The following is a 19,968-nucleotide window of genomic DNA, read 5'->3' as shown; positions in this document are numbered from 1 at the left end:
TTTACGATTCTCTCATAATTTCAGGATTTATCCCGGAAGTTTTCGAAGCTTCTCTCGCAGACCAAAAATTTTTCACATTTTCTGCGGCACTGTTCAGATTGCAGATTTGAAAGTCTTTCCATTCACGTGGGAAGACTTTTCTGTATCTGTAATCCAGAAAGCGATCATCTAACAGCAGGATGAGTCCTTCATCTTCCTCTGTCCGGATCACACGTCCCGCAGACTGCAGGACTTTATTCATCCCAGGATAGAGATACGCATAGTCATATCCTGAAATTCCCTGCCCGTCAAAATAAGCTCTTAAAAGTTCCCGCTCTCTGCACACCTGTGGAATTCCCGGTCCAGCAATCAGCACACCGATCAGGCGGTCCGCTGTCAGGTCAATTCCTTCCGAGAAAATTCCACCCATCACGCAGAAACCAACCAGACCTTCTTCTGTATTTTCTTCAAAATTTTCCAGAAAAATCTCCCGTTCTTCTTCTGACATATACGGCGCCTGCATAACTGCCGGTATCTGCTCTCCCGGTAATTTCATAAACGCATCACAGACATTTTCCATAAAACGATACGAAGGGAAAAATGCAATATAATTGCCACGCTTCGCCAGAGCGGTCTGCCGGATATATCTTGCGTAGCGCTCGTACATGTCTTCTCCACGCTTTGTGTATTTGGTACTTACATCATTTCCTATCAAAAGCAGCCGGTTCTTCGTATCAAACGGTGATTCTGCATAGACTGCATAGTCTTCTTTCCCTGTACTTAAGAGTTTCTTATAGTACTGGATGGGAAGCAGTGTAGCTGAGAAAAAAATCGTACTATTCCCCTTATCCAGATATTCTTTAAGATTTGCTGCCGGATTCACACAGAAGAGATGGATTCGGAATCTCCCATCATCCGTTATCTCCGAATAGATCAGGTAATTCTCATCCAGCCGGTCATGAATATAGAGAAACATCCGTACTTTAAAATAAAACTCCAATACTTCTTCCTTTAATGTTTCATCTTTGCAGTCTTCCAGAAAATGATCCATCTCTGTCACCAGGTTCAGTAACTTCAGATAAACGTGTGACACACTGTTCAGGATCTGGCAGTCTTCACATTCCCGTTTTAATGCAAGGAACTGCTTATTGCATTCTTCCAGCTTCTTTGCAAGCTTCGGTGCGGTATTCTTCACTTTCTTCTTCACTGCCAGAACATCTTCTTTGTATAGATCTGCGCTGTACATTGTCCTTGCACGCTCCACCAGATTATGTGCTTCATCGATCAGAAACAGATACTCTCCCGAATTGCCTTCTCCAAAAAAGCGGCGCAGATATGCATTCGGATCAAATGCATAATTATAGTCACAGATAATCGCATCCACCCAGTTTGATACATCCAGACTCATCTCATAAGGACAGACATTCCATTTTTTCGCCTGCTCTTCCAGAATCTCTCTGCTCATCTCATCGGAAGTTGTCAGAAGTTCATATACTGCATCATTTACCCGGTCAAAATGTCCTTTGGCGTATGGACATGCATCCGGATTGCACACAGTCTCTTCACAAAAACAGGTCTTCTCCTTCGCTGTAAGCACCAGCACTTTCATCCGCAATGCCTGCTCCTTTAACGTATCAAATGCCTGCCATGCAACCGTTCTTGTGATCGTCTTTGCTGTCAGATAGAAAATCTTCTCTCCCAGTCCTTCTCCAACTGCCTTCACCGCCGGAAACACCGTTGCCATTGTCTTGCCGACTCCTGTCGGCGCCTGAATGAAGAGTTTCTTCTTCCTTGCGATCGTCCGGTAAACCGATGCCGCAAGGTTCTTCTGTCCTTCCCGGTAAGCAAATGGAAATTCAATTCCCTTAATAGAAGTGTTTCTCTTTTGCTTCCATCGCACCTGGTATCTTGCCCATTTTTCATATTGCCCGGCTACATCCAGAAACCATCTTTTCAGATCTTCATACGCATATACACTCTGAAAGCGCCGGATATCTTCTGTCTCCAGATTGCAATAAGTCATCTGCACTCCGATCTCATCCAGATTCTTCTGTGTGGCATAAATGTATGCATAACACTTTGCCTGCGCCAGATGAACAGAAACCGGTTCCTCAATCTGCTCCAGATCACGCATAACTCCTTTGATCTCATCAATCACTATACCGGATGCATTCTCGATAATTCCATCCGCACGTCCATCTATTACCAGCTTGAATCCATTACACGGAATCTCAATCTTAAGTGGAACTTCTGCATGGTAATCTGCCCCCATTCTTCTCTGGATCTTCCGATGCATCTTACCGCCAAGGAGCATGGCATCTTTGTCCGCTCCCGCCACCCGGTTATCAATATCTCCGCTTCTTAAAATAAATTCTACCAGATTCCGGACAGAGATATGCACCTGTTCCTCTGCCACTTCCATGTTCTTATCCATCTCTTACTCCATAATCTTTACTTGACAATTCTAAAAATCTTTTATCGCCTATCTTATAGATTATCGCGTTTACTCCGCAAATTCAACCATGTTCTATATCCAATCTTTTGCAAAAAAAGAACGTTTACCCGCAGCGCCGACAAACGTTCTTTTTGCATTCGTTTTCTTATATTATTTATCTGTTTACTGACAAATTTTCCGGTTTAAAATGTTACAATAACCTTTGCTTTCTCTGGCGTAATTACAAGACCGTCTGCTGTTTTTTCTACAGAAGCTGCTCCTGTAATCTCTCCCGCCTCTTCTACATTTCTCAGGAGATATGTCATATGCTGATCCTTTCCGGCACTTTCCAGTGTAAGTGTTCCATTTTTACGTAATGCTGTGACTGTCAGCGCATTCTGACCTTTCTGATCCGGAACAAGACACTGTACTTCTTTGCCATCCTGTACTTCATATACCTGGATCTGCACACCATCTGCATAATCATAATCAGCTGTTTTCTCATTTGCACCGATTGCAAGCAATGTATTTTCTCTTACATATACAGGAAGAGACATGAAATCATAAGTATCTTTATACCATTTTCCACCTACTCTTCTTTCACCACTCAGCAGATGTGTCCATGTTCCTTCCGGCAGGTAATACTCGACTGCTCCATCCTCCGAGAATACCGGTGCTACCAGAATACTGTCCCCTAACATGTACTGCATATCCAGATAACGGACAGCCGGATCCTGTTCAAATTCCATGACCATGGAACGCATAGCCGGAATACCTGTTTCATGGGCATTTACTGCCATCTGGTAAATATATGGCATTAGGCTTATTTTTAATTTTGTAAATTTACGGCATACATCTACCGCTTCTTCATCAAACAGCCACGGCACACGATAGCTCTTGGAACCGTGTAAACGGCTGTGTGTAGATAACAGACCAAACTGCAGCCATCTCTTATAAACATCCGGGCTTGCGGTCAGCTCAAATCCACCGATATCGTGACTCCAGAATGAAAATCCGGACATTGTAAAGGATAATCCGCCACGCAGACTTTCTGCCATAGATGCATAAGATGCAGAACAGTCACCGCCCCAGTGTACCGGGAACTGCTGTCCACCGACAGTTGCACTTCTTGCAAACAGGACTGCTTCACCTTCTCCACGCTCTCTTGTCAAAAGATCGAATACTGCTTTGTTGTATAACTGTGTATAGTAATTATGCATGCACCACGGATCTGAGCCGTCAAAATATTCTACATCTACAGGTATACGCTCGCCAAAATCTGTCTTGAAGCAGTCAACGCCCATATCAAGCAGAGTTTTTAATTTTGCAATATACCAGTTTGTTGCCTCCGGGTTTGTGAAATCTACAAGCCCCATTCCCGGCTGCCAGTTGTCTACCTGCTTGATTCCTCTTCCATCTGCACGTTTTAGAAGATATCCTTTTTCCAGTCCTTCACGGAAAAATCCTGTACCCTGTGCAATATAAGGGTTGATCCATACACAGATTTTCAGTCCCTTTTCTTTGTAACGTTTCAACATTCCTTTTACGTCCGGGAATACACGATCATCCCACTCAAAATCACACCAGTGGAATTCCTTCATCCAGTAACAGTCAAAATGAAATACTTCCAGCGGAAGATTTCTTTCTTCCATTCCGTTGATGAAAGTACTTGTTGTCTCTTCATCATAATTGGTTGTAAAGGAAGTTGTCAGCCACAGTCCGAATGACCATCCCGGTGCAAGTGCCGGTTTGCCGGTCAGATCTGTATAAGTACGGATCACATCTTTCATTGTGTCTCCGTAGATTAGATCAAATCGAAGCTCTTCGCCTTTTACGGAAAATCCCACATATTCTACTTTCTCACTTGCCACTTCAAAGGATACGTTATCTGTATGGTCTACCAAAATTCCATAATTCTTATTTGTCATATAAAACGGAATATTTTTGTAAGAAATCTGGGAAGCAGTACCTCCGTCTTCATTCCAGCAGTCTACAACCTGTCCGTTTTTCACAAAGGAAGTGAAGCGTTCTCCCATTCCATATACGCACTCTCCCGGTGCCAGAGAAAGCTCTGTATTCATATACGGTGTATAATCTGAATACATATAGTTACTTTCCGGGAATTTTGTCGAATTGCTTCTGTCATACTGCATATATCCGATATTTCTGAATCCACAGGTTGTCAGTACTTTTCCGTCTGCTTTATATTCGATTTTAAAATCCTTACGGTCTACGCATACCTGCATTCTTCCGGCAGTCATAATCGCTTTTTCGTCTGTGACCTCTACGTCCACATCCTGCATATCCTTGTTGAGTTCAAATCTCGGTTCTTTTCTCTGATAGCCTTCAAAATGCCAGCTTCTGACACTGATCACATCCTTGCGGATTGCTGTAAATTCGATTGTAATCGTTCCAACATCCAAAGCTCCGGAACGGTCCGTAATGATATGAAACGGTGCAACAATCTGCATACCATTTGGAATTTCTTCAACGATAAATGCCTGCATTGCATGAGAAGCATTGGCACGTTCGCTTTTTTCCCAATATCCTTCTGTAAATTTCATTTCTATTCCTCCTGCTATTTCGTGCTCGCTTTTAATTTCTGATTTCTTCTATTTTGCGACGGCTGTCTTTCCCTGCTTCAGATCTTCTACGATTCCATCATATTCTTTATCCAGTTTGTAGAACATCATAATCACGATCTGAAGTACTGCAACTGCTACTGGAATATAGATAAACAATGCCTTGATCGCCATTACAGAAGAAGCGCTCTGAACAGCTGCATTTTCTGCATAATTACCAAGTGCAAGGATCCATCCGAGTATTGCAGATCCAAGCCCGTTTCCTACTTTAAAACCGAAGCTTGAAGCACTGTTGATCAGTCCCTCTGTACGATAACCTGTCTTCCACTCTCCGTATTCAATCGTGTCAGATACAATTGCAAACATACAGGAAGAAATACCTGCATTTCCGATTCCTTTTAATCCGGATGCGATCATAATTCCGATGTAGCTTGTGCCTACAAACTGGAACATACCGAATCCAAGTCCGTATACGATTGCTCCGATAATAAGCATATTTCTTTTACCGATTCTTTTAATGATAAATGCAGTGAAGAACATTGCAACGATCTGAACGACACTTGCCACCAGATTCATCGGTCCAACAAGTTTTGCATTATGCAAAATAACCTTTGCATAGTAAACTGCTGCTCCACCATTTAAAGAATATTGAATAAATATACATACCAGTGTCAGTGTGATCATCAGCCAGTATTTATTACAGAACAACAGACGGATTCCTTTTACAAACGGAACCTTTTCCTGCTTGCTCTGTACAGATGGTTTTACTCGCTCTTTTGTTCCTGTAAATGTGATAAGGAAAATAACAATTGATAAAACACCAAATACTGCAAAAGTTTTCGTCCATGCGGATGCATTATCTCCAAAGAATTCCACAAGTGGAAGTGTCAGGTTGGTGATAATTAAAGTTCCTGTTGTTGCCAGTGTCATACGAAAGATGCTGAGTACGGATCTTTCGTACTGATCCTGTGTGATCAGAGCATTCAGTGTTGAATACGGTACGTTGATCGCTGTATATACAACAGATGAAACCAGGTTATAAGTAATAAATATATATACCATTTTTGCACTGTTTCCAAGTCCGGACGGAACCGAAAAAAGAAGCACGGCTGCGATGGCAAATGGAATTGCCATTCTTAAAATCCATGGACGGCATTTCCCAAATCTTGATTTTGTACGGTCTACAATTACCCCCATGATCAGGTCTGTAACTCCGTCAAATAATCTGGAGATCAGCATGATCGTTCCAATTGTCAATGCGCTTACTTTTACATAGTCGGTGTAGTAGAATAATAAGAAGGATGACATTGCTGAATAAATGATATTACATCCAAGATCTCCACACCCATAGGCAAAACGTTCTTTTACACTAATCTTTGTCGTTTCCATAGTATCTCTTCTCCTTTGTTTTTTCTTAACATATTCTATCAGATATTTTTCTGGTAGATTAGGCGCAAAATCCACTTACTATAGGTGTATTTCCGATATTTTTTATATTATTTTATCTTTTTCTGTATTAACGATAATTTCTATCTGATTATTTTTCTCCTTTCTTGCCTGTGTCGGTGTACATTTGTATCGCTCTTTAAACCAACGCATGGCAACTTTATAATTCGTACAGCCATGACGCTGAAAAATCTCATTTACATAATCATCTGTATTTAGCAGATCTCTATGAATATGGTTCATTCGCACTTCATACAGATATTCCATTGCAGTCAGTCCAATCTGTTTCTTCAACATTCTGGACAGATAATCCGGGTTGTATCCAAACTGTCCGGCTGTCTCCTGCACCGTTACCTGTCTGCTGTGATTTTCATCCAGATACCGCATGATCTTCTTCAATTGTTCTCTGTTCTTTCTTGCTTTGCTGATCTCTTTTTCTACCAGTTTTTCTGAATAAGAATGTAAAAACATATACATAAGATCATAAAGAAGGCTGTTAAACTTCAAAAGGTATCCTTCCGGGCGAACTTCATAGATCACATACATGTCATAGCATACCTTTTTCAGCCATTCCAGTTTCGTAATCTCTGTCTGGCGTTTTGGGTTGGGATCTATATGAAAACGCATCTGAGCATAATCCGGTATATATTTTTCCAGAAAAATTTCCGGCACCTGCAGAACAAGCGATTTATTCTTCGTACTCCTGAAAGAATGAATCTCTCTGGAATTGAGCAGACAGATATCACCTGCCTGTACTTCTTTTTCTCTATCTTCCATCTTTACATGCATGCTGCCTTCCAGCATATAGATGATCTCCAGACTGTTATGCCAGTGCGGTGCGACATAACTTCCTTGATCCACTGACAGATAAAACCGGACATCCACATCCTGATTGCTCGCGACAATTTCGTGATGTACTTCATAGTCTGCCATTCTCATCCCTCCTTTTGAACATCGAACCCCAATACGGTCATGCTTCATATTTTCATAATATACTTTATCATAACTGCCAGACGAACATCTTATAATAGCTAAAATTGCCCCCGGATTTTGATGTTCAAAACCCAGAGGCTCTCTTCCGATATTTCTATCTTACAGCATCTCAATAAATGCAGTAATTCTTGTATTAAGCTGTCCAATATCTGCTTGCGAATAATCTGTCTCAACATTGATATACGGAATATGCTTCTCTTCATTTACAAATTTGCGTACAGATAATGTCTCGACATTGTATGTATGACATGCCTGCAAAGTCATCTCTACAACACCGTCCACCTGATATTCGTCGATCAGTCTGCCTAACAGCTCAAAACGGTTCGGGTTCGGAGTCATAACCGAACATCCGATATTCAGATATCTTCTTGCAATTGCATCATACACATCCGGATTGTTCTCGTCTACCAGCTTGTCAATGGATTTTGCACCGGAACAGTTCTCATATGTAACAACGATTCCGCCGTTATCTTCCACTGCACGGATGACCTTCTCCGTTGCTCCTCCGATCGGACATCCTGTGATCAGAATTCGCGGTTTCTTCTCCTGCATTTTACCTTCGGCATACTCTTTCTCAATCTTATCTACAAGTGCATTTACCTCATCAGGAATCTGTTTGCGATCAAATTTAAATGTACTTCCGTATAAAACTTTGAATAAATCATAGCCAGAAATCGGCGCCGGATCATGGCGCATAACCTCATAAAGCTTCTTCAAAGATCTTCTCGCTTCATTATTTACTTTAACTGCTTCTCTGATCTGTTCTTCTGTAATCTCTACATCAAACTTTTTCTCCAGATATTCTTTGAAACGGATGATCTCTTTCTTCCAGAGTTTTAAAGAATTTTCACTCTGCGAATTAGGAAGCTCCATTACGAATGTATCCTTAAACTCGGACATTAATTCGTACATCTTCTTCTTTCCGTCACAGGTTGTCTCTCCGACTACAACATCGGAAAAATAAAAAAACGGACATTTGTCTGTCTTCGCAAATCCGTAGCTGGATTTGATCAGCGGACATAAGTTCTTTGGAAGATCCTTTTCCGCTTCTGCAATTGTCTCATCCGATGTAGAACAAAGACTGACTGTTGCAGCTCCCATTGCCATTGCAATCTCCTGCGGAAAATAAGTACAATAAGATCCTACTACCGGTATTCCCTGATCTTTTAACTGTTTTACTGCAAGGAAAGAGTTCTTTCTCTGTTCTGCAAATTCTTCAAAAACCTCCGGCAGTTCTTTAATTACTTCCATGGTTGTTCTCCTCTTTGACATTTACAATTTATTTACAGCATCGGTCAAATAATCATTGCTGATCTCGTAGAAACGCTCTTCTTCCACTGCTTCTGCCAGTCCTGCATCGATCGGCATCTTTCCAATTACCGGAATATCCAGTTCTTTTGCCGTCTCATCTACATGGCTCTCACCAAATACAGAAATCTTCTTTCCGCAGTCCGGACAGACAAGATAACTGTAATTTTCTACAATTCCAAGCACCGGAATATCCATCTGACATGCCATATTGTATGCTTTCTTCACGATCATCTGTACCAGATCCTGTGGAGATGTTACAATCACGATTCCATCAACCGGCAGTGACTGGAATACTGTAAGCGGAACGTCACCGGTTCCCGGTGGCATATCTACAAAGAGATAATCCAGTTCTCCCCACATAACATCTGTCCAGAACTGTGTTACAACATTTGCAATGACCGGACCTCTCCATATAACCGGATCAGATTCATTCGGCAAAAGCAAGTTAACAGACATGATCTTTGTTCCGTCTTTTGCTTCTTCCGGAATGATACCTTCTTCTGTTCCCATTGCCTGTTTGTGGATTCCATACATCTTCGGGATGGACGGACCTGTAATATCAGCATCCATGATTCCTACATTAAATCCCTGCTCTCTCATAATACGCGCAAGGGATGCTGTTACCATAGATTTACCAACTCCGCCTTTTCCACTTACAACTGCAATTACTTTATTCACATGTGAATGTGGATTTGCCGGTTTCAAAAGACTCTGCGGTTTGCTTCCGCAGGAATCTGCATGTGCGCATCCGGCACAATCTGACGGCTTACATCCATTTTGTTCTTCTGCCATTCTAACTGTCCTCTTTTCTTGATACTTTTTATTTCACTGCTCTGTGAAACAGCTCTTTCTTATTCTTCTACTGCTGCGATCAGTTCTACTTCGCATTTGACATTCTTCGGAAGTGTCTTTACAGCAACACAGCTTCTTGCCGGTTTAGATGTAAAATATTTTGCATATACTTCGTTAAATGCTGCGAAATCATTCATATCTGCAAGGAAGCATGTTGTCTTAACTACTTTGTCAAAAGATGTTCCTGCTGCTTCCAGAACTGCTGCCAGGTTCTTGCATACCTGTTCTGTCTGCTCTTCGATTGTCTCCGCTTCTACTGCATCTACAGCCGGATTGATTGGAATCTGACCTGCAGAGTAAAACATTCCTCCATGAACATATCCCTGTGAATAAGGTCCTAATGCTTTTGGTGCTTTTTCTGTTGCTACTACTTTCATAATTAGTTCTCCTTTGCTTTTTCTAATATTTTCTGTGCAATACACACATCAAAAAGTCCCATACCTACGGATTTAAAATAGGTGGTCTTTTTTGGGTCGGTAATTTCCTGCGGATTCCCTGCCAGATAATCACTCATTAAAATTGTCTGCTCTTCTTTCAGACGTCCATCTTTTATCGGCTGACTTAAGTCTCCACTCTCTTCGCATGCATATGGGAGCTCAATGTAGACTTCATTTGTCAAATCCCAGATCGCATCCGGAATCTCACGCATCTCAGGCGTGTAAGAACCGATTGCAATGATACATTTTCCTTCTAACAAATCCTTGTCATCCGGTAATACCGGCTGCGTGGAAGGTGTTGTTGTACAAATGATCTCACTGTTTTTAACCATCTCCTCCACTGTCTTACATTGTACTACCTTTACATCCGGGTTATCAATAGCTTTTTCCAGTCTTGCCAGATAATCTGTCAGATCTCTGTCACTGTGATTATACACATAAACCGTATCAATCGGTCTTGCCGCACATGCATACAACGCCTGATAGAATCCCTGTACACCGGCTCCTGCGATTCCGACTGTATGACAGTCTTTTCTGGATAAATGCCGGATGCCGACACCTCCGACTGCTCCTGTTCTCCATGCAGTTACCCTCTGGCCGTCCATTACTGCCAGCGGTTTCCCTGTCTTATAATCATTCAGATACATGATTCCATCGATAGATGGCAAACCAAGTTCTGCGTTATCTGGAAAAATACTTAAAATTTTTGTTCCAATAACTTCCTTCGTATAACATGGCATATACATCATTGTCTTGTTCGCATCTTCTACACACGGACGCGGCGGCATATAATAATCACCTGCTTTAAAAATCTTATAGGCTTCTTCAATCTGATCCATCATCTCATTTCTGTCGATCAGCTTATCAATCTGTTCACTGTCTAAAACTATCATACTACTTCTCCTTCCAATTCTTCTCTTTCTCTTGTGACATCTTTCAACCACTTATAGCTTAAATACCGCTTAATCGTAATCGGTATCTTGATCAATTCATCGCTCATCAATATCATATAAACAACCGGAACACCGGCATGGAAGATAAATGCTGCTGCCGCTCCCAATAAGATTGAGCAGCCCCACATCGTTGATACATCCATGATCATTCCGAATTTGGTATCTCCTCCTGACCGGAAAATTCCGATCACCATTGTCGTATTAAATGCCTGCGCCACAGTAAAATACGACATGACAAAAAACATAAAGCTTAAATAACTTCCCGCCTGTGCCGTAAGTGCCAAATTCGCTCTTGCAAGCGGTGCCGCCAGCAGGATCAGAAGTCCTCCAAGTCCTCCGAGCAACAGGCTCAACCAGATAAAGCGGACTGCATACGCTTTCGCATGTTCCATCTTCTTCTCACCAATTGTCTTGCCTAGATAAATAGCCGCTGCATTTGAAATACCAAAAGCTACAACCGTTGCAAGCTGTCTTGCCACCTGTGCCACAGAATTAGCCGCAACTGCCGCGCTTCCAAGATGACCGATCACTGCCGTATTCGCAGAGCTTCCAAGTCCCCACATTAATTCGTTTAATACAACCGGAAGTGCATAAACAAGAAAGTCTTTCCATAAAACAGGATCAATGTGCAGCATATCCTGCAACCGGATCCGTACGATTTTATTTTTCAAGAATGCATAGAACAGTACCATAATCGTCTCGGCACCTCTTGCACACAATGTTCCGATCGCCGCACCCGCAATGCCTAGTTTCGGAAATCCAAACATCCCAAAGATCAACACAGCATTGATAATAATATTCAGACCCAGCGACACTGCATAGATAAATGTTGCTATGACAACCTTCTCCATACTGCGGATAATATTCAGATATACCTGTGTTACTGCCATAAATATGTAAGAAAGTGCCACGATTCTTAAATATTTCACACCTTCTGCTATGACAACAGGATCAGAAGTATAGATCCGCATCAGCAGCCCCGGTATGCCAAGTGCCGCCACTGCAAATACAACCGCCGTTGTCAGTCCGGTACGAAGCCCGATACCAAGTATTTTTTCTATCGTTCTTGTGTCTTTCTTTCCCCAATACTGTGCGGTCAGCACCGTTGCTCCGGATGTCGTACCATAGAAAATCAGTGTCATAATAAACTGCACCTGTCCGGCAAGTGATGCTCCTGACAGTACCTTTTCTCCGACTTTTCCAAGCATAATCACATCCGTTGCCGTCACACCGACATTAATCAGATTCTGTAATGCCATCGGGATTACCAGTGCAAATACGCTCTTATAAAAAAGTTTCCAGTCGATATTTAAGTTCTTCGTCTTATTCATGATTTGCTGCTTTGTAGATTTCGTACATATCCTGCTTCTTCAGTTTCTTAAAGCTTCCAAGTTCTACAGTATCTCCTTTTGTCGCACTATCTGCCATCTGCATAAGAACATCATCTTCCAGTACGCCGGTCTTCATCTGTCCAATACATACTGGCATCTCGATTCGTTCAAAGAACTTCTCTGTCTCTTCAATCGCTGCCAGTGCAGCCTTTATATCATCCACTTCTTCAATCCCCCAGACTTTTCTTCCGAAATGTGCAAATCTTGGGATGTCAATCTGGTAAACATACCGTGCCCAGCTTCCCCATACTGCGGAAAGTGTTGCTCCGTGTGCTTCATCAAACATGCCACCGATCTCATGCCCCAGCTTGTGACATGCAAAATCTTTTGGTCTTCCAAGTCCTGTCATATTATTATGCGAAATGCTTCCGCACCACATGATTTCACTTAATGCATCATAATTCTGCTGATCTTCATATGCTTTTAATCCATTGCGAATCACTGTGCGGAGAACACCTTCTGCAATCTCATCTGTCAGTTCATTACCATCTACCGGTGTGAAATAACGCTCCATTGTATGCATCATAATATCTACAATTCCACATGTAAGCTGATACTTCGGCAACGTATACATCAGTTCCGGATTCATCATTGCAAACTTCGGACGCACAAGATCACTGTGTGCACCTACTTTCTTTCCGGTCTCCTCATTTGTCAATACAGCAGAATCACTCATCTCACTTCCTGCTGCCGCAATCGTAAGTACAACTCCAACCGGAAGTGCCTTCTCAATTGGAACTTTACCACTCCAGAATTCTTCCAGATCTGTTCCCGGTTTTGCTGCTGCGATTGCAATTGCTTTAGCAGTATCAATACAGCTTCCTCCACCAACTGCCATAACCAGATCAGCGCCAGAATTGATTGCCTTTTTCACGCCTTCTTTTGCAAGGGACATTCTTGGATTCGGCTTCACGCCTCCAAGTTCTTCCACTTCGATTCCTTCTGCTTTTAAAACCGCTTCAACCCGTCCGAGCAGCCCACTTCGAACGACACTTCCACCACCATAAACAAGCAGAACTTTCTTTGCCTGCCATTCCTTTGCAAGTGTTCCTGCTTTCAGCTCTGCCTCTTTGCCAAACACAATCTTCGTTGGCATATATTGTTCAAAACTATGCATGATTTTTCTCCTTTCCGTTTCCAAATCCGTATCTTTTATTATAACGGATAAGTCTTGTTCCGTCCACCACTTACATGCCGAATCATTCCCTGTACGGACTTGTTTGCATTCTGCACGGTCAGTACAATCTCCGGATATCTGTTTTGGAACACACGGAATACTTCATCTGCAAATCCCTGTCCGAGAATTTCCACATCTCGAAAATCAAAAATAATCTCTTGAAATTCTTCCAGACGTCTCAATATACGTCTTGCCTGTGATCTGGCAACCGGATTACCAAACGGACACATCTCCTTTACTGGAATAAGTGCAATGATATCTATATACAATATCATCTGACCAGATTGCCATAGATTCCAGGCATTTGGATGTAAAAAAAATACCCTCTCCGAAATGTCCTGTGGCATCTGTTGTCAATTTTCCCTTATTTTTGCCCTTATGAGATAATCGTAAGGGAAATAAGGGAATGTTTTATTTAGTCATTGCCTGCCACTTTATCAAGTAACTTTGCGGATTCCCGCTTAGCTTTTCTTGTAGAGTGTGCATAGACATTCATTGTGGTAATCTGCTATTTCTCTTATTATTTGTGCAACTGGTATATGTTGCAATCAGGTGGTATATAAAAGGCTGGCGAGATACAAGGAGTTATTATTAAAATTGCAAACAGATAGATAAAATATATAAATATATAAATCTATCCATTTGCATATAGAATACTTTTATCTTTTGAACATTGTAAATATGATGCATAAATAGTATATTGTCAGCATAATTGATACAGATAATATAACGAAAAACAACATCATCTCCAAATATTGTATGATTACAGAAAGTAGAAATTAAGAAATTTCCTCTGTTTTCTTCTTTCTGTATTCATTTGGACTCATATGATAATATTGTCTAAACTTCCGGCAGAAATAGCCGGAACTTGTAAATCCGGTTTCTTCTGCAATGGAAGAAACCGATTTTTGAGTGATATAAAGTTGTTCAGCAGCCTGTGCTAGTCTGTATTGAATTAGATATGCTACCGGAGAACAGTGGATGCCAGTTTGAAAAATGTGTAATGCTCCACTTTTGCTGATAGATGCCGATGCCGCAATCATCTCCAATGTAATCTCTTCCATGTAGTGATCATGAATATACTGCATCATAGCTTGTAATCTTGCTTGTTTGTGATTTAATCGATGAATACTGTTAGAATCAGAAGTCCAGTCCATATTTTTTTGCAATATGTTCCAAAGCTGAAATAAAAGTTGTATAGTACATAATTCATTATCCGGCTTAGTTTCCTGAATAGTACAAATTTGCGACAAAAGTTGTAGCACCTGTTTTCCAAATGTGTTGGATGGACTGAAAACTTGATATGGAGCAGACGAGCTTATCACAGGAAGAATATATTTTTCGTAAATGAGGCTGTTTTCGGGTGCTAATAGGGTTGGCGAAAAAACAATATTAGGTGCAAATGTACTGCTTTGTGCTTCAAAACGATGCAGGACACCGCTATTGATAAATATGCCGCAACCTTTATGTAGTTCTATTTTGCTTGTACCTATAAGGCAGAGCGCAGTACCTTCAGCAGTATAAAGAAATTCTAATTCATGATGCCAATGCCAGTCAATGCGATGGAAGTCAAATTTCCAAATATTATCAGGATAGTATGCAAATGGATAACGATTGTTGCCATGCTGGATGGTTTCTCGTAGTGTTTCATCTGTAGTTATCTCAAAAGTCTCCATGCTATATTTCCTCATAAATAATAAAATTTGTTATATTGTACCATAAATATATGATTTTATACAATGACTAGATATAAAGTTTACGATATAATCACATTTATTAGAGGAGGACAAAATGAAAAACCAATATAATAAGACAATTACAGCCTGTTTTGTAGGTTATATTGTACAAGCTATCGTTAATAATTTTACACCACTGCTTTTTTTGTTTTTTCAGAAATGCTATCATATTCCAATTTCCCAAATTACATTGTTAGTGACTTTTAATTTTGGGATACAACTACTGGTTGATTTTCTTTCTGTCAGATTTGTTGATAAAATAGGATATCGGATATCAATGATTATAGCTCATGTTCTAGCAGCGTCAGGATTATTCTTTCTTACAGTTTTACCAGAGATTTTACCAGTTTCCTTTATTGGAATTTTGATTGCTGTAATGATCTATGCGGTGGGTGGTGGACTTTTGGAAGTCCTAGTCAGTCCAGTTGTTGAGGCTTGCCCATCCGACAATAAGGAAAAAGCAATGAGCCTGTTGCATTCTTTTTATTGCTGGGGACACGCCGGAGTTGTACTCATATCAACCGTGTTCTTTTATGTAGTCGGTATAGATAACTGGAAAATATTAGCCATTATTTGGGCGGTTATTCCAATTGGAAATGCTTTTGTTTTTTCAAAGGTTCCCATTGCACCATTGCTTGAGGATGGAGATACCGGACTTGGATTAAAGGAATTGTTTCGGATGAAATTTTTTTGGATTTTGTTGATTATGATGATATGTGCAGGAGCAAGTGAGCAAGCAGTAAGTCAATGGGCCTCTGCTTTTGCAGAAAAAGGTCTTGGAATTTCAAAGGCAGCCGGCGACTTAGCAGGGCCGATGGCATTTGCGGTTCTAATGGGAATATCAAGATTGTTTTATGGTAAGTATGGTGACCGTATCAATTTGGAACACTTTATGATTTATAGTAGTTTTTTATGTATTTTATCCTATTTAGGGATTTCATTATTCTCGATTCCGCTATTAAATCTGATTGCCTGCGCTGTCTGTGGGCTTTCAGTGGGAATCATGTGGCCTGGAACTTTCAGCAAGGCATCGGCAGCTTTGCCCAAAGGGGGAACAGCCATGTTTGCATTGCTGGCATTAGGTGGAGATATAGGTTGTTCAGGAGGTCCTACATTGGTTGGAATGGTATCAGGAGCTTTTGGGGATAACCTAAAGATGGGAATTTTGGCAGGAATTATTTTTCCAGTGTTGCTACTTATAGGAGTCATTCTTTGCAGAAGACAAAAGAAAATTACTAAATATTTTTGCTTCTTTTACCGGTCCTGCCACACAGACAAGCACAATTGCACAATTTTATCATCTGTTTTCTATCGCTAATAAGCAATTTTAAAAAAACAGAAAGAGAATATGCATCGATATATCTCTATATCCGATTCACATTCTCTTTCTGTTCATTATTCATCTATGGCTAATAAATCTCTTCTAATCCTCAAAAGCTTCTTTCACTTTATCCATAAAGCCTTTTTTCTTCTTTCCACCTTTTGCAGAATCCTTTGGTTCGGATGATTCCGGTGTATGCAAAGTATTGCCGGAAAGCTCATCGAACTTGCGGAGTGCTTCTTTCGCTTCTGCACTTAAATGTTCCGGTGTCTGGATCACCAGTGTTACATAATGATCGCCACGGATGCTTGCACTTCGGATAGAAGGAACTCCCTTGCCTTTGAGACGTACTTTTGTACCGGTCTTGGTTCCCGGTTTTACAGTGTAGATCACATCTCCGTCTACGGTCTTGATCTTCACATCTGCACCAAGTGCTGCCTGTGCGAATGAAATCGGTACCGTAGAAAAAATATGCATATCCTGCCGCTGGAAGATCGGATGTCTGGATACAACCACTTCTACCAGAAGATCTCCTCTTGGTCCGCCGTTCACGCCCGGTTCTCCTTTTTCACGGATTCTTACACTCTGTCCATTGTCAATACCTGCCGGAATGGATACAGATATTTTCTTTCTGTTGGAAACATAACCGGTTCCACCGCAGCCTGAACACTTCTCACGGATGATTTTACCGGTTCCGTGACAGTCCGGACAGGTCTGTACATTCTGTACTGTTCCGAAGAAGGACTGCTGCGTATAAACAACCTGACCTTTTCCTCCACATTTTGAACATGTCTCCGGGGATGTTCCCGGTTTTGCACCTGTTCCATTACATTTCGGACATGAATCTTTTAATACAACATCCAACTCTTTTTCACAGCCAAACACTGCTTCTTCAAATGTAATTCTGACACTCTTGCGGATGTTTGCACCTTTCATAGGTCCCTGACTGGCACGACCGCCTCTTCGGCCGCCTCCAAACAGATCACCAAACATATCTCCGAAAATGTCACTGAAATCTGCGCCGTTAAAATCAAATCCGCCGAATCCACCGGCTCCGCCTGCGCCACCTTCAAAGGCTGCATGACCGTACTGGTCGTACTGGCGACGTTTGTCTGCATCGCTCAGTACCGCATAGGCTTCCGATGCTTCTTTGAATTTCTTTTCCGCCTCTGCATCACCAGGATTCATATCAGGATGGTATTTTTTAGCGACTTTTCTGTATGCTTTTTTAATTGTGGCTTCATCTGCATCTCTGCTTACGCCAAGCACTTCATAATAATCTCTCTTTGATTCTGCCATCTCTTATCCCTTTCCACTGTAAATCTAATCTGCCTTTCCTGTACCTGTAAGCACCTGCCACTGACAGCTTCTTACGGATACTGTGAAACAGAAAGAAGTTCTGTGTGCCCGGCTTACACCGGACACACAGAACAACCTATCTTACCAGGTCTTATACTTCTTTATAATCTCCGTCTACTACGTCGTCTCCCTGGAATCCTTCCGGTGCCGGACCTGCTCCCTGTGCACCTGTTCCCATGTTCGGATCAGCTCCCTGTGCGCCAGCTGCAGCTCCTGCCTGCTCATACATCTTTGTGAAGAGTTTCTGAGCACTCTCTGTCAGTTTTTCTTTTGCTGCTTTAATCTCAGCGATCTGAGCATCTGTCATCTCTTCTGTATTTGCCTTCTCAAGCAGATCTTTCAGTGCTTTGCAGTCAGCTTCTACTGCTGCTTTGTCAGCTGCATCCAGTTTGTCTCCAGCTTCAGACAATGCTTTCTCTGTCTGGAATACGAATGCATCTGCTTCGTTCTTTGTATCGATTCCTTCTTTACGTTTCTTATCCTGTGCTTCAAATGCAGCAGCTTCTTTTACAGCTTTATCAATATCTTCATCAGACATGTTAGATCCTGCTGTGATTGTGATATGCTGCTCTTTTCCTGTTCCAAGATCTTTTGCAGATACATTTACGATACCATTTGCATCGATATCGAATGTAACTTCGATCTGCGGTACTCCACGCGGAGCCGGTGCGATTCCATCCAGTCTGAACTGTCCGAGGGACTTGTTGTCTTTAGCAAACTGTCTCTCACCCTGTACAACGTTGATATCAACGGCTGTCTGGTTATCTGCTGCTGTAGAGAAGATCTGGCTCTTCTTTGTCGGGATTGTTGTATTTCTCTCGATCAGTCTTGTAGCTACACCACCCATTGTCTCGATAGACAGTGACAGTGGAGTTACATCCAGAAGAAGGATGTCGCCTGCGCCTGTATCTCCTGCAAGTTTACCACCCTGAACAGAAGCACCAAGTGCTACACACTCATCTGGGTTCAGAGATTTGCTAGGCTCTTTACCTGTCAGACGTTTTACTTCTTCCTGTACAGCCGGGATACGTGTAGATCCACCAACCAGCAGTACCTGACCAAGCTCAGAAGCTGTGATACCAGCATCAGATAATGCTCTCTGAACCGGCTCAGATGTCTTCATCACAAGGTCGTGTGTCAGTTCATCAAATTTAGCTCTTGTGAGGTTCATATCAAAATGTTTCGGTCCCTCTGCTGTAGCTGTAATGAATGGCAGGTTGATATTTGTGGTTGTTGCAGAAGAAAGTTCTTTCTTCGCTTTCTCAGCTGCTTCTTTTAATCTCTGCAGTGCCATCTTATCTGTAGATAAGTCTACACCTTCCTGTTTCTTGAATTCGGCGATCATGTAATCTGTAATCTTCTGGTCAAAGTCATCTCCACCAAGTCTGTTGTTACCTGCTGTAGATAATACCTCGATAACACCATCACCAATCTCGATTACGGATACATCGAATGTACCACCACCAAGGTCATATACCATAATCTTCTGTTCATTCTCATTGTCAAGTCCGTAAGCAAGTGCTGCTGCCGTAGGCTCGTTGATGATACGTTTTACATCAAGTCCTGCGATCTTACCGGCATCTTTTGTAGCCTGACGCTGAGCATCGTTGAAGTAAGCAGGTACTGTGATAACAGCTTCTGTTACTTTTTCTCCAAGATATCCTTCTGCATCTGCTTTTAATTTCTGAAGGATCATTGCTGAAATCTCCTGCGGAGAATATTTCTTCTCATCTACAGTTACTTTATAATCAGATCCCATCTCTCTCTTGATAGAAGAGATTGTTCTCTCTGCGTTTGTAACTGCCTGACGTTTTGCAGGTTCACCTACAAGACGCTCTCCTGTTTTTGTAAATGCTACTACTGACGGTGTAGTTCTTGCACCTTCTGTGTTAGCGATAACTGTTGGCTGTCCACCTTCCATTACGGCTACACAGCTGTTTGTTGTACCTAAGTCAATACCAATGATTTTACCCATAATAATTGTCCTCCTGTTCTAT

16 protein-coding genes are annotated in these 19,968 nt (G+C 41.6%); 2 read left to right on the top strand and 14 right to left on the bottom strand.

Annotation, left to right across the window (positions count from 1 at the left end):
- Position 1: 1 nt before the first annotated feature.
- From DXC04_RS12290 to DXC04_RS12240, 11 genes are all read right to left on the bottom strand, one after another.
- On the bottom strand, positions 2-2,413 hold the full coding sequence (locus DXC04_RS12290; RefSeq protein ID WP_330426470.1) for an ATP-dependent DNA helicase: 2,412 nt from the start codon (positions 2,411-2,413) through the stop codon (positions 2-4).
- Positions 2,414-2,616: 203 nt separating this feature from the next.
- Complete coding sequence (yicI, locus tag DXC04_RS12285) at positions 2,617-4,977, bottom strand: alpha-xylosidase (protein ID WP_118661144.1); 2,361 nt, start codon at positions 4,975-4,977, stop codon at positions 2,617-2,619.
- A gap of 48 nt (positions 4,978-5,025) precedes the next feature.
- Positions 5,026-6,384: an MFS transporter gene (locus DXC04_RS12280; RefSeq protein WP_118661143.1), complete on the bottom strand. Its 1,359-nt coding sequence runs from the start codon at positions 6,382-6,384 to the stop codon at positions 5,026-5,028.
- 102 nt (positions 6,385-6,486) lie between these two features.
- Positions 6,487-7,374, bottom strand: a complete 888-nt coding sequence (locus DXC04_RS12275) for an AraC family transcriptional regulator (RefSeq protein ID WP_021861377.1) — start codon at positions 7,372-7,374, stop codon at positions 6,487-6,489.
- 159 nt (positions 7,375-7,533) lie between these two features.
- On the bottom strand, positions 7,534-8,685 hold the full coding sequence (locus DXC04_RS12270; RefSeq protein WP_118661142.1) for a double-cubane-cluster-containing anaerobic reductase: 1,152 nt from the start codon (positions 8,683-8,685) through the stop codon (positions 7,534-7,536).
- Positions 8,686-8,706: 21 nt separating this feature from the next.
- Entirely contained in the window at positions 8,707-9,537 is an 831-nt protein-coding gene (locus DXC04_RS12265; RefSeq protein WP_021861379.1) for an Mrp/NBP35 family ATP-binding protein, read from the bottom strand.
- Positions 9,538-9,596: 59 nt separating this feature from the next.
- Entirely contained in the window at positions 9,597-9,974 is a 378-nt protein-coding gene (locus DXC04_RS12260; RefSeq protein WP_021861380.1) for a RidA family protein, read from the bottom strand.
- 2 nt (positions 9,975-9,976) lie between these two features.
- The gene (locus DXC04_RS12255; RefSeq protein ID WP_118661141.1) at positions 9,977-10,927 is read right to left on the bottom strand and encodes an ornithine cyclodeaminase family protein; all 951 of its coding nucleotides are present in this window, start codon (positions 10,925-10,927) and stop codon (positions 9,977-9,979) included.
- Positions 10,924-12,318: an MATE family efflux transporter gene (locus DXC04_RS12250; RefSeq protein WP_117537356.1), complete on the bottom strand. Its 1,395-nt coding sequence runs from the start codon at positions 12,316-12,318 to the stop codon at positions 10,924-10,926. The genes DXC04_RS12255 and DXC04_RS12250 overlap by 4 nt, the downstream gene beginning before the upstream one ends.
- Positions 12,311-13,495 carry an iron-containing alcohol dehydrogenase gene (locus DXC04_RS12245; protein ID WP_199692549.1) on the bottom strand — a complete coding sequence of 395 codons (1,185 nt, stop codon included), beginning with the start codon at positions 13,493-13,495 and terminating at the stop codon, positions 12,311-12,313. The genes DXC04_RS12250 and DXC04_RS12245 overlap by 8 nt, the downstream gene beginning before the upstream one ends.
- 38 nt (positions 13,496-13,533) lie before the next feature.
- Positions 13,534-13,830 (bottom strand): STAS-like domain-containing protein, encoded by a 297-nt coding sequence (locus DXC04_RS12240; protein WP_243060496.1) that lies wholly within the window; start codon positions 13,828-13,830, stop codon positions 13,534-13,536.
- Positions 13,831-14,033: 203 nt separating this feature from the next.
- Between DXC04_RS12240 and DXC04_RS16215 the strand changes: the two genes are divergently transcribed.
- A complete protein-coding gene (locus tag DXC04_RS16215; protein WP_226853948.1) occupies positions 14,034-14,150 on the top strand; it encodes a DUF6040 family protein in 117 nt (38 codons plus the stop codon).
- A 184-nt stretch (positions 14,151-14,334) separates the two neighbouring features.
- Here DXC04_RS16215 and DXC04_RS12235 read toward each other — a convergent pair whose 3' ends face one another.
- Positions 14,335-15,231, bottom strand: coding sequence for an AraC family transcriptional regulator (locus DXC04_RS12235; protein ID WP_243060498.1), 897 nt, complete (start codon positions 15,229-15,231; stop codon positions 14,335-14,337).
- Positions 15,232-15,346: 115 nt separating this feature from the next.
- Here DXC04_RS12235 and DXC04_RS12230 point away from each other — a divergent pair, with 115 nt between their 5' ends.
- The gene (locus DXC04_RS12230; RefSeq protein ID WP_243112151.1) at positions 15,347-16,609 is read left to right on the top strand and encodes an MFS transporter; all 1,263 of its coding nucleotides are present in this window, start codon (positions 15,347-15,349) and stop codon (positions 16,607-16,609) included.
- 105 nt (positions 16,610-16,714) lie between these two features.
- Here DXC04_RS12230 and dnaJ read toward each other — a convergent pair whose 3' ends face one another.
- Both dnaJ and dnaK read right to left on the bottom strand, forming a co-directional pair.
- Complete coding sequence (gene dnaJ / locus DXC04_RS12225; RefSeq protein WP_117537361.1) at positions 16,715-17,911, bottom strand: molecular chaperone DnaJ; 1,197 nt, start codon at positions 17,909-17,911, stop codon at positions 16,715-16,717.
- Positions 17,912-18,062: 151 nt separating this feature from the next.
- Positions 18,063-19,946 carry a molecular chaperone DnaK gene (gene dnaK, locus DXC04_RS12220; RefSeq protein WP_021861385.1) on the bottom strand — a complete coding sequence of 628 codons (1,884 nt, stop codon included), beginning with the start codon at positions 19,944-19,946 and terminating at the stop codon, positions 18,063-18,065.
- Positions 19,947-19,968 lie beyond the last annotated feature (22 nt).

This window comes from Dorea sp. OM07-5 (genome assembly GCF_003481355.1).
In the GTDB taxonomy this organism is placed as follows: domain Bacteria; phylum Bacillota; class Clostridia; order Lachnospirales; family Lachnospiraceae; genus Dorea_D; species Dorea_D hominis.
The sequence above is the reverse complement of the archived record's forward strand: the minus strand, read 5'-3'. Positions and strand labels throughout refer to the sequence as shown.

What these genes read in the sequence shown, in the direction of transcription:
- DXC04_RS12290 (WP_330426470.1), bottom strand. Translation starts at nt 2,413, where the DNA reads ATGGATAAGAACATGGAAGTGGCAGAGGAACAGGTGCATATCTCTGTC.
- yicI (WP_118661144.1), bottom strand. Translation starts at nt 4,977, where the DNA reads ATGAAATTTACAGAAGGATATTGGGAAAAAAGCGAACGTGCCAATGCT.
- DXC04_RS12280 (WP_118661143.1), bottom strand. Translation starts at nt 6,384, where the DNA reads ATGGAAACGACAAAGATTAGTGTAAAAGAACGTTTTGCCTATGGGTGT.
- DXC04_RS12275 (WP_021861377.1), bottom strand. Translation starts at nt 7,374, where the DNA reads ATGGCAGACTATGAAGTACATCACGAAATTGTCGCGAGCAATCAGGAT.
- DXC04_RS12270 (WP_118661142.1), bottom strand. Translation starts at nt 8,685, where the DNA reads ATGGAAGTAATTAAAGAACTGCCGGAGGTTTTTGAAGAATTTGCAGAA.
- DXC04_RS12265 (WP_021861379.1), bottom strand. Translation starts at nt 9,537, where the DNA reads ATGGCAGAAGAACAAAATGGATGTAAGCCGTCAGATTGTGCCGGATGC.
- DXC04_RS12260 (WP_021861380.1), bottom strand. Translation starts at nt 9,974, where the DNA reads ATGAAAGTAGTAGCAACAGAAAAAGCACCAAAAGCATTAGGACCTTAT.
- DXC04_RS12255 (WP_118661141.1), bottom strand. Translation starts at nt 10,927, where the DNA reads ATGATAGTTTTAGACAGTGAACAGATTGATAAGCTGATCGACAGAAAT.
- DXC04_RS12250 (WP_117537356.1), bottom strand. Translation starts at nt 12,318, where the DNA reads ATGAATAAGACGAAGAACTTAAATATCGACTGGAAACTTTTTTATAAG.
- DXC04_RS12245 (WP_199692549.1), bottom strand. Translation starts at nt 13,495, where the DNA reads ATGCATAGTTTTGAACAATATATGCCAACGAAGATTGTGTTTGGCAAA.
- DXC04_RS12240 (WP_243060496.1), bottom strand. Translation starts at nt 13,830, where the DNA reads ATGATATTGTATATAGATATCATTGCACTTATTCCAGTAAAGGAGATG.
- DXC04_RS12235 (WP_243060498.1), bottom strand. Translation starts at nt 15,231, where the DNA reads ATGGAGACTTTTGAGATAACTACAGATGAAACACTACGAGAAACCATC.
- DXC04_RS12230 (WP_243112151.1), top strand. Translation starts at nt 15,347, where the DNA reads ATGAAAAACCAATATAATAAGACAATTACAGCCTGTTTTGTAGGTTAT.
- dnaJ (WP_117537361.1), bottom strand. Translation starts at nt 17,911, where the DNA reads ATGGCAGAATCAAAGAGAGATTATTATGAAGTGCTTGGCGTAAGCAGA.
- dnaK (WP_021861385.1), bottom strand. Translation starts at nt 19,946, where the DNA reads ATGGGTAAAATCATTGGTATTGACTTAGGTACAACAAACAGCTGTGTA.